Genomic DNA, 9,476 nt, shown 5'->3' on the forward strand with positions numbered 1-9,476 from the left:
ATGCCTGAGCTCCGTAATGCAGGCTGGAAGCCGGCGCTCTTTATGAGGTTTTGCGAATTTGAAAGACTTCGTGCCGGGATCGCCCCTGATCTTTAGCCAGATACATGGCCAGATCCGCATCGTTCAAAAGTGCTTCTCCTTTCTCATAGTCCTCTGAGCTGACGGCAACCCCGATGCTTCCGCTGGTCTGGATATAAAAGTTGTCAATGTAAAATGGTTCCCGCAATTCCGAACAAACGCGTTCGGCTACACGAATCGCTTCGTCCGCGACCTTCAAGTCTTCTAATAAAATAGTAAACTCATCGCCGCCGATTCTTGCAAGCGTGTCGCTTGGTCGCACGCATCCTTTCAGTTTTCGCGATACTGCAATCAAAAGTTGATCTCCCACGCGATGTCCGTATGTATCATTAATATTTTTGAAATAGTCCAGGTCTACGTAGAGGACCGCCACCATCAACTCGCGTTGCCGTTGGATCCGGTGTAGAGCTTGATCCAATCGTTCCATAAACAGTGCGCGGTTTGGCAAGGCAGTCAGGGCATCACAGAAAGCTCGTTGCTTCCAATCCGCTTCCAGCAACTTACGAGCCTGGATATCTCTTTGAATTCCCGCAACCCGGACTGCATTTCCCTGTTCATCCCGGATCGCGGCGCCGCGCGTCAATACCCAGCGGTAAGTTCCATCCTTCTGAAGAATGCGGTGCTCACTTTCAAAATGTTCGGTTTTGCCGTCCAGATGATTTGTCAGCGCGACATTCAATTTTTGCAGATCATCCGGATGAACACGGTTCAGCCATTCTTCAGGCTGATCCGTAACTTCCGTGTCTTGATAACCGAGCATCGTTTTCCATGGAATCGAGTAAAAGATCTCATCCGTCTTCAAATTCCAATCCCAGAGCCCTTCCTTTCCTCCTTTTACCGCCAGCTCGTAGCGTTCCTCACTTTTTCGAAGCTCTTCTTCAATTTGGCGTCTTTCTACAATTTCTATATGCAGCATCCGGTTTGTTTCGGCAAGTTCAGCCGTGCGTTTGCGAACCAATTCTTCCAATTGTTCTTCGTGAAGTCTCAACTCCTGTTCGACCATTTTTCTGTCTGTGATATCCCGGATAATTCCACTGTAAAAAGTGCCTTTAGCAGTGGTCCACATTCCAAGTGATAATTCCAACGGAAATTCTTCACCCGTTTTCTTTTTTCCGTGAAATTCCAGGATTCTGTCAGTGGAACGTGAGCTCGTGCCGGTGCTCAGCTTCTCAATTGCAGCACGATGCGCATCCTGATAGCGCCTCGGCATCAGCAAGGTCAGCGCTTGGCCGACTGCTTCAGGGGCCGAATAACCAAAAATTCGTTGAGCGCCGCTGTTCCAGAAAATAATACTGCCGTCTCCATCCGCAAGAACGATTGCGTCCGTTGCGGATTCTGCAACTGAGCGGAATTTCAATTCCGAATCACGTAACTTTGTTTCGGCTATCCTCCGTTCTGTGACATCTTCGCAAACGGTAACGATCCCGATCGGATCTCCTGATGTATTGCGGATCACGTCTGAAATCAGATGCACCGGAAAGGATTTCCCCTCTTTTCGAAGGTTCTCACTTTCCCTTCTCCAGCTGCTCATTTCGCGAATCATGTCGGGTGGATTCACTTCCCAGATTTCAGGTGACGCAAAAATGCGAACGTTCTTGCCGACGAGTTCCTCGGGTTCATATCCATGCATGCGGGCTTCAGCAGAATTCAAATAAAGAATTTTCCCTTCTATATCGGTAATGGTCACTCCAACCTGCGTCGTTTGGAGAGCTTTCTCTAATCTTGTTAAAGCGTCTTCTGCGTGTCTCCGGCTCAAAACGTAGAACTGTCGAATAAGAATCGTAGTTACAAGGATGAGAGGGGGGATTACATACCTCCAGTGAACCCCACGTTGCGCAAGAAAAAACGCAACAGGTGGCACCGAAACAAACAATATATAGAAACCGATAAACTTTGTAGTTGGAACGGTTTCAAACCGTTTCATGTGATGTTCACTGTTAGACCGTTTCTGAGGGCGGCCCGTACCTTAAATTATTAGGACCTATAGGGAAACTTGTCAAATCTATTTCTATGATATTAAACTTATATCAAATTTTCACGAGAGAACAAACGACAGATGCGTAATTTTGGATTTATTTTTCTTGTCCTTGGTTTGCTCATTTCAACGGTGTACGGTCAAACTAAAGATGTAAATCGGGTCACCGGGAAAGTTCAAGAACCGTCAGGTGACCCCATTCCACAGGCAACCGTTTCCGTCCATCCTCTTGGTGTCGAGGTTAATTCCGACGATGAGGGCAATTTCGTCCTCACTCTTCCCGAAGGAACCTACACAGTTTTTGTAGAGGCTCCCGGATTTGAAATCCGGGGAGAAACGATCACGACGAAAAAGGAACCGCTGCATTTAAACATGGTGCTGCATCCAAAACATTTGCAGTTTGAGGAGATTGTTATAGGAACGGAAGATTCTTCCGGCGCCAGTGTTTCTTCGCCATCCACTTCAATTCAACCAGCAAAAGAAGCGTCCCCAACTTCCGTTCTGGACGCCGTGCAGGATATTCCTTCAGTGGCTCCTCTGGGCCAGGGGGGATTGTTTCAAGTGCCTAGCATCCGTGGATCCGCGCGCGAAAGAACGATTCTCCTTTTTGAATCTGTACGGATTACTTCGGAGCGCCGAACCGGTCCGAGTTTTTCTTTTGTAGATGCGCTTTTTCTGGATCGAATCGACGTTACCCGCGGGCCCGCTCCTGTGCTTTACGGTTCGAATGGTGAGTCCGGTCTTATACACGCGTTTGCGCTCGAACCTTCGAGCACTTCCTCGTCTGTGACTTTCAGAACTGGATATCAGTCAAATTTAGATGAGAACTGGCAAGCTCTTACATACAAGGATGGAACGGATCGCTTTCAGTATGTTTTAGGAGCTGTTCGGCGCGAGAGTGGTGATTTTGAATCCGGTGATGGACAGGAATTCCCGTCCAGTTTCAAACGATTGAATTTTTTGGCGAAAGGACGGTGGTTCTCTGATGCAGGGACCCTGACTTTCCTCGTTTTACCTACCTGGACCCAGGACATTGAAAAAGCGAGCAGCGATGCTGTAACCAGTCCGACTTTGTATCCGGAAGAGAATCATCAAATTTACGCGGTTGACTGGCAAAACCCGCTCCTGAAAGGTGTATACGATTTTCAGGTACAGGCGTGGCTTCATCCAAATGATCTGATCGCCAGAGATGAAAATGTTTCCAATGGTGTTGTCACCGCCCGGAATATTGTTTTTAACGATACGGATGATTTTGGAGTTCGCTTCCGGGTTGGACGGGCAGCACTTGGAAACTGGAGATTCTGGACCGGTGTTGATTACTTCGCTCGCGCCAATGTGAATGCGCGACAGGAATCCTTTGAACGCTCTTTATCCGGGCCGGGATTCGACCAAACCGGTTCCTTCTTTTCTATCAAAGATGGGAGTTATAACATTACCGGATTGTTTCTTACCAGCAGTGTAAATCTGGGAAAAATGTTGACAAATGGCGGGCTTCGCCTACAGCGTGTTCATACAGCCAATCACGCAGAGGATACTATTTCCGATTCTGAATACGGTTGGAGCGGAAATTTTGGCGGCGATTTCCCTCTCAACAGCAACTGGGATGTTGTCTGGAATGTCGGGCGCGGACTTCGCCCTGCGACTATCAGTGAAAAGTTCTTTACCGGCGAAACCGGTCGCGGCAGCATCACCGGCAATCCAAAATTGAAGACCGAGTCAAATTTTGAGTTCGATGGCGGAATTCGTTATCACAGGGATCGTAAGTTTGCGGCGTTCTATCTATTCCGCAATGACGTCGAAGAATTTATCGCGCGAGTAAGGTTGGCTGATGGCAGCTTTACCTATCAAAACCTTCAAGACGTTGTGATCTATGGAATCGAAGGGGAGGGCTACTACGATTTCAATACCGTTCGCATTTATTCCAATTTTCACGTGATTCGCGGCCATGATGGGAACGGCGCCGATATCAATGATATTCCACCCTCCCGGATGATCGCCGGACTGCAATACAGCCCCCAGGATTTTTGGTGGAATGGTTCTGTTGAACTGGTCAGACAGTTTGAAAAAACGGATTCCGGGCCGGACGAAGCGGCACGCGATGCGGCTTTGATTCTGAATACCAAGATGAAGTTTTTCTTGAACGATAACCTGAGTTTCTTTGTATCAGGATTCAATCTCACGAATGAAACTTACTTTGACAGCGCAGATAACAGAGCGCCATTGGCCTATGGGCGCAGTTTTAGTATTGAGTTGCTGACCCAATTCTAAAAGCTGCGGAGCTTCACCGCCGAGGCGCCGAGACGCAGAGACAGGACGAGAATATTTTTTTCCTCGGCGTCTCCGCGTCTCTGCGGTGATGCTTGTTTCATTCCATCACGACGTCCAGATTCATAATGTCGTCCGTTACCAGCTCACAGCTGCCAAGCACCTTAAGCGATCCATTTGGTGAACCATCGGTAGAAAGCGCCTGATAGACCAGAATATCGTTGCCGACGCAGCCGTAATCATCTCCACCCATTGTAAAAAGCACAAAACGCCCAAGTGGATCAATTGCGACCGTTTGGCTGTCTTCACTACGGTCAGGCGGCGTATTGATAAGTTTTTTACCACCAACCTTTTTCCCCGTTGGACTGATTGTTTGCAGGTAAAGCCTGTCGTCCGGCGTTGTTCCTGCATCGACCGTATAAACGACGAAGCGGTTTCCATCCGGTAACGGGTTCGTGATGTCGACCGACTCAACATCTTTGAATTTGGCGATCAATTTTGGAGGACCGGACGGTGAACCGGTGTCATCCAGCGGCTGAACGTAAAGTTTTTCCTTTCCGCCTGTATCGGAATAGCGGTTCGTTACGGCGAAAAGACCGTCTGAAGAAATACTCGCCTCATCACTTTCCAAAGGAGCCGCCGGTGCAACTGGTGTGCTTCCCGCCTTCGGCATTCCTTTCTTGCTGATTTTGACTGCGTTCAACGAGCCATCCACGTAATCTTCCGCAATCAAGAAATTGCCGGACTTATTCTGCGTGACATGCAAAAACTCATTCTCATAAGAGAAGAGTCCAGTGTTCTTAATAGCTGAAGCATTTAACGTGGTTTTGTTGATGATTGCGCGGGTCATATAGGAGAAACTGTTCCAATGGAGAAGAACAAGCTTCGATCCTCCGAGCTTAACGAGCGCGGATGCACCGGCGCCATAGGTTTCTACATCCAGGACCTCTTGAGGGGCCTTGATAATATTTCCGTTCGCATCGATTTGCATGACGAAAACAGAATCGCAGCTGCAATCCCCGCTGAAGGTTACCCAGTAAAAGTCAGTGCTCTGCACGATTCCGGCAGCGCCGGTGACGATCTCTTCGGCGGAAACCGCGAAGGATGTCGTCAGCAGGCACGTTAGTGTGATCAGTAATTTGTTGAATGTCGATTTCATTGTCTTACTCCTTTTGTTTCTGTCAGAAATAAGGTACGGCAGATTCGACATCTCCTCGTCGTCTTCAAGATGGAGGATGGAATAGGCAAATAGCGCAGGTACATATCTAACCTAGGTTGTAGGGGCGACCCTTGTGGTCGCTCTATCAGGGCAGGTACAAGACCTGCCCCTACTTGATCAGCACGTCATCCCTGAACACTCGCCGTTCGTCCCAAATCTGTACTCATGGGACATTTTTTGGATATCATCGGCGTATGCGTCTGAACCCGCGAGTCATGCGATGGATGCTTGCGTTCCTCTTCTGGACCGCTGTCGGCCTCTTTTTCAGCACCCAGATTTATCTCCTGATCAATGTCGTAGAGGGCAGGATATTTCCGTTCACCAAAGCCATGCGATCCACATTGCCGGACTGGTATTTGTGGGCATTCCTAGCGATTCCTATCATCAAGCTCTCAAAGCGTTATCCTCTCGATGCAAAAACGTGGCGTGAAGCGATTTGGATCCATCTTCCAGCCAGCGCGGCATTTGCTACTTTTCATGTTGTGCTGGCTGTTACAGTTTTGATGCTGTTTGAAGCCCTGGATGGAAATCATCCTTCCTGGTTTGAAAAATTCGAATTCAATTTCATCTGGTACTTTCACTATGATGTTTTGATCTACTGGGCCACTGTGGGATTTGCACACGCTGTTCAGTATTATCGTTCCTTTCAGGAAAAACGGGTGACGGCCGTGAAGCTGCAGGCCCAGTTGAGTCAAGCTCAGCTGCAGGCGCTCAAAATGCAGCTGCATCCGCATTTCCTGTTCAACACTTTGAATTCCATTTCTTCGTTGCTTCAGCGATCCGGTTCGGAGCATGTGGATATTCAAACTGCCAAGAAAATGATCGTGCGCCTTGCCGACTTTTTGCGGTTAACTTTGCAAAATTCCGGAACTCAGGATGTTGATCTGCAACAGGAACTGGAATTCCTCCGCTGTTATCTGGAAATCGAAAAGGTCCGTTTTCAGGATCGTTTAACCGTGCGAATGAATATCGATCCAGCAACCTTAAACCTCCGGATTCCCAATCTCATCCTTCAGCCGATCGTTGAAAATGCGATCCGGTACGGGATTGCTTCGCGATCCAGTCCCGGTACCGTTGAGATCACAACAGCAAGGAAGAATGGGGTGTTGCAGGTTCGTATCCGGAACGATGGTCCCGGACTACCTGATGCTTTTCAAGAGGGAGTCGGTCTGTCCAATACAAAAAAGCGACTGGAACAGTCCTTTGGAGAATCGTATCGATTTGTTCTGGAGAATGTTTTGGAAGGTGGCGTGGAAGCCATCCTGGAGATCCCGGTTCATGAGTAAAAAGATTCGCTGTTTGATCGTGGATGATGAAGTGCTCGCGCGGGAAGGGATGCGAATTCTTGCGCAGAAGGATACGGAACTGCAAGTCATCGGCGAATGCGCCAATGGTGTACAGGCGGTCGAATCGATTTCGCAGAAACGACCTGATCTCGTGCTTCTTGATATTCAAATGCCGGAGATGGATGGCTTTGGCGTACTGAATTATCTCAACCCTGAAAAACTTCCTTACATTATTTTTGTCACCGCTTATGACAAATATGCCGTTCAGGCGTTTGAAGTTCACGCGCTGGACTATCTACTGAAGCCTGTCGATGACGAGCGTTTTGAACGGGCTGTAGAACGGGCCAAAGTGATGTTGCGCACAGAATCCGAATGGGACCATCATATTAGCGGGCTTCTAAAGGATCTCGAATCCAAAAACCCTTCGTATCTGGAGCGGGTGATCATCAAAGAAGAAGGACGCATTTTCTTTGTAAAAACCGGTGAAATCGATTGGATAGAAGCCAAAGGCAACTACGCCATGGTTCACGCCGGAAAGAAATCCCACATGATTCGGGAAGCGATGACCGCTTTAGAGAATCAGTTGAATCCACAAAAATTCTTCCGTATTCACCGGTCCACAATTGTAAACATCGACCGCGTTTCCGAACTGCAATCCCTTTTCCACGGTGATTATCGCGTCCGGCTTCAGGATGGAACCAGCCTTTTGATGAGCCGGCGTTTCCGCGATAAACTGAAAGATCAACTAAAGCGGAAAAATTAGCTGGAAGTAGTGCGGGCGTCCCGCCTGCCAGTACCGGAGACGAGACGTCCGCGCTACTTCCTACCAAAGGTGGCTTGTGATCAAAATCGGTTTGCTCGTTGGGCGGGAACGTTCGTTCCCCGATGCATTGATAGCAGAGATCAACGGTAGAAGCGCCGGTGTGGCGGCCGAATACGTTCAAACGGGGCAAATCACAACCGAAGAAACCTCTTCTTACGATGTGATTCTCGACCGCATTTCCCATGAAGTTGTTTTTTACCAGGCTTTTTTGAAAAAAGCTGCTCTCTCCGGAACGATTGTCATCAATAATCCGTTCTGGCGTTTAGCTGATGACAAATTTTTTGGAACTGCCCTTGCGGAACGAATTGGAATTGCGGTCCCCAAAACGTTGATTATCCCCTCTCATTCCTACCCCGAAAGCATTGTTCCTGAAAGTCTCAGAAATCTAAAACATCCGCTGCATTGGAAGGCAATTGTTGAATACACAGGTCTTCCGGCTATTCTGAAACCACACTGGGGCGGAGGATGGAAAGACGTCCACCGTGTGGATTCACTTGAGGAACTACTGGCAGCCTACAATTCTTCGGGGCGTCTTTGCATGATGTTGCAGGAGTTCATTCAATGGGAACAATACGTCCGCTGCATTTGTGTGGGAAAGCGAAAAATCCTGATCACAAACTGGGACCCGCGAAAATCCCATTTCGAACGCTATCGAAATGTCGATCAAAAACTGGCCGAAGAGCTTCGCAGCAGGATTGAATCGGATGCAATCAAGATCAATGAAGCTCTTGGATATGATATGAATACTGTCGAATTTGCGGTTCGCGGAGGAATTCCTGTAGCCATTGATTTCATGAACTCCGCGCCTGATTTCGACATCTCCTCTCTTACAGAGCTCTATTTTCCGTGGGTTGTCCGGAACATGGCGGACATGCTGATCGAACGCGCGCAGGAACGCTCCGCGGCAAAACCCGGAACACAGTGGGACAAATTTATTCATTCATGATTTCGGAAGCGATTCAGCATTACCATCAGCTTCTATCCGAAAAACATCTCGCCAGCACCGTCGAAATTCTGCAATCCTGGGACGAACGGCTATCGGTGGCGGGACGCCCGGTTTGCACTGTTCTCCGGCCTTTTTTCCTTTCCGCTGAAACGTATGCATACATAAAAAACGCTTCCGCGCTGGTAATGAAAGGCATTAACGCATTGTGCGCTCACCTAATGGAGGATTCCCGTTTGAGAAAGGAGATGGACCTGACTCCTGCCGAAGAGACCATCATTCACGTGAATTCCGGTTATGGTTCGCCCACGGTAAGTGCCCGGCTGGATGGTTTTCTCTCTGCCGATCATGTCTTTCAATTTGTAGAGTACAACGCCGACAGCCCGGGAGGGATCGGTTACGGGGACGTTCTCAGCGAGGTCTTTTCTGCAATGCCCCTGCTTCAGGATTTCTCAAAAAGTTATTCATGGGAAACTTTACCGGTTCGATCCCGGGTATTTCATTCGTTACTGCGCGCCTATCATCAATGGGGAGGGAAAGGACTCCCTGCAATTGCGATTCTCGATTGGAAAGAGGCACCGACTTATCCCGAATTCCTGTTGTTTCAGGAATTTTTTGAAAAGCATGGTTGCCGCGTGAAAATAGGAGATCCACACGAACTGGATTATAGAAAAGGACGGCTTTACCTGGGTGACTTCGCTATAGAGCTTGTATACAAGCGTTTAGTGGTGGGGGAGATGCTGGACCGTCTGGGAACGGAAAACGCTCTTGTTCAGGCCGCTAGGGACCGGGCGGTTTGTGTTGCAAGCGGCTTTGAACTCCAGCTTGCATTCCGGAAAACACTCTTCGCATTGCTTAGCGATCCTGTTCATTCTAATTTATTCGAA

General features: G+C 48.5%; 7 protein-coding genes. 5 read left to right on the plus strand and 2 right to left on the minus strand.

Annotated features, from left to right (window positions below):
- Positions 1 to 40 precede the first annotated feature (40 nt).
- Positions 41 to 2,002, minus strand: a complete 1,962-nt coding sequence (locus L0156_00600) for a PAS domain S-box protein (protein MCI0601490.1) — start codon at positions 2,000 to 2,002, stop codon at positions 41 to 43.
- Between the two features lie 132 nt (positions 2,003 to 2,134).
- Between L0156_00600 and L0156_00605 the strand changes: the two genes are divergently transcribed.
- A complete protein-coding gene (locus tag L0156_00605; GenBank protein MCI0601491.1) occupies positions 2,135 to 4,321 on the plus strand; it encodes a TonB-dependent receptor in 2,187 nt (728 codons plus the stop codon).
- A 97-nt stretch (positions 4,322 to 4,418) separates the two neighbouring features.
- Here the strand turns inward: L0156_00605 and L0156_00610 are convergent, their stop codons facing one another.
- A complete protein-coding gene (locus tag L0156_00610) occupies positions 4,419 to 5,477 on the minus strand; it encodes a hypothetical protein (GenBank protein ID MCI0601492.1) in 1,059 nt (352 codons plus the stop codon).
- Between the two features lie 254 nt (positions 5,478 to 5,731).
- Here L0156_00610 and L0156_00615 point away from each other — a divergent pair, with 254 nt between their 5' ends.
- The 4 genes from L0156_00615 to L0156_00630 all read left to right on the plus strand — a co-directional run.
- Positions 5,732 to 6,823 carry a histidine kinase gene (locus L0156_00615; GenBank protein MCI0601493.1) on the plus strand — a complete coding sequence of 364 codons (1,092 nt, stop codon included), beginning with the start codon at positions 5,732 to 5,734 and terminating at the stop codon, positions 6,821 to 6,823.
- Positions 6,816 to 7,586 (plus strand): LytTR family transcriptional regulator DNA-binding domain-containing protein, encoded by a 771-nt coding sequence (locus tag L0156_00620; protein MCI0601494.1) that lies wholly within the window; start codon positions 6,816 to 6,818, stop codon positions 7,584 to 7,586. The genes L0156_00615 and L0156_00620 overlap by 8 nt, the downstream gene beginning before the upstream one ends.
- 76 nt (positions 7,587 to 7,662) lie before the next feature.
- Entirely contained in the window at positions 7,663 to 8,592 is a 930-nt protein-coding gene (locus L0156_00625; protein MCI0601495.1) for a hypothetical protein, read from the plus strand.
- Positions 8,589 to 9,476 (plus strand): hypothetical protein (locus L0156_00630; protein MCI0601496.1); only part of this gene is annotated, 888 nt, incomplete at its 3' end. The genes L0156_00625 and L0156_00630, both read left to right, overlap by 4 nt.

The sequence above is a fragment of the bacterium genome (genome assembly GCA_022616075.1).
Taxonomy (GTDB): Bacteria; Acidobacteriota; HRBIN11; order JAKEFK01; family JAKEFK01; genus JAKEFK01.

Coding starts and splice junctions, on each gene's coding strand:
- L0156_00610 (MCI0601492.1), bottom strand. CDS start 5,477: ATGAAATCGACATTCAACAAATTACTGATCACACTAACGTGCCTGCTG.
- L0156_00620 (MCI0601494.1), top strand. CDS start 6,816: ATGAGTAAAAAGATTCGCTGTTTGATCGTGGATGATGAAGTGCTCGCG.
- L0156_00615 (MCI0601493.1), top strand. CDS start 5,732: ATGCGTCTGAACCCGCGAGTCATGCGATGGATGCTTGCGTTCCTCTTC.
- L0156_00605 (MCI0601491.1), top strand. CDS start 2,135: ATGCGTAATTTTGGATTTATTTTTCTTGTCCTTGGTTTGCTCATTTCA.
- L0156_00600 (MCI0601490.1), bottom strand. CDS start 2,002: ATGAAACGGTTTGAAACCGTTCCAACTACAAAGTTTATCGGTTTCTAT.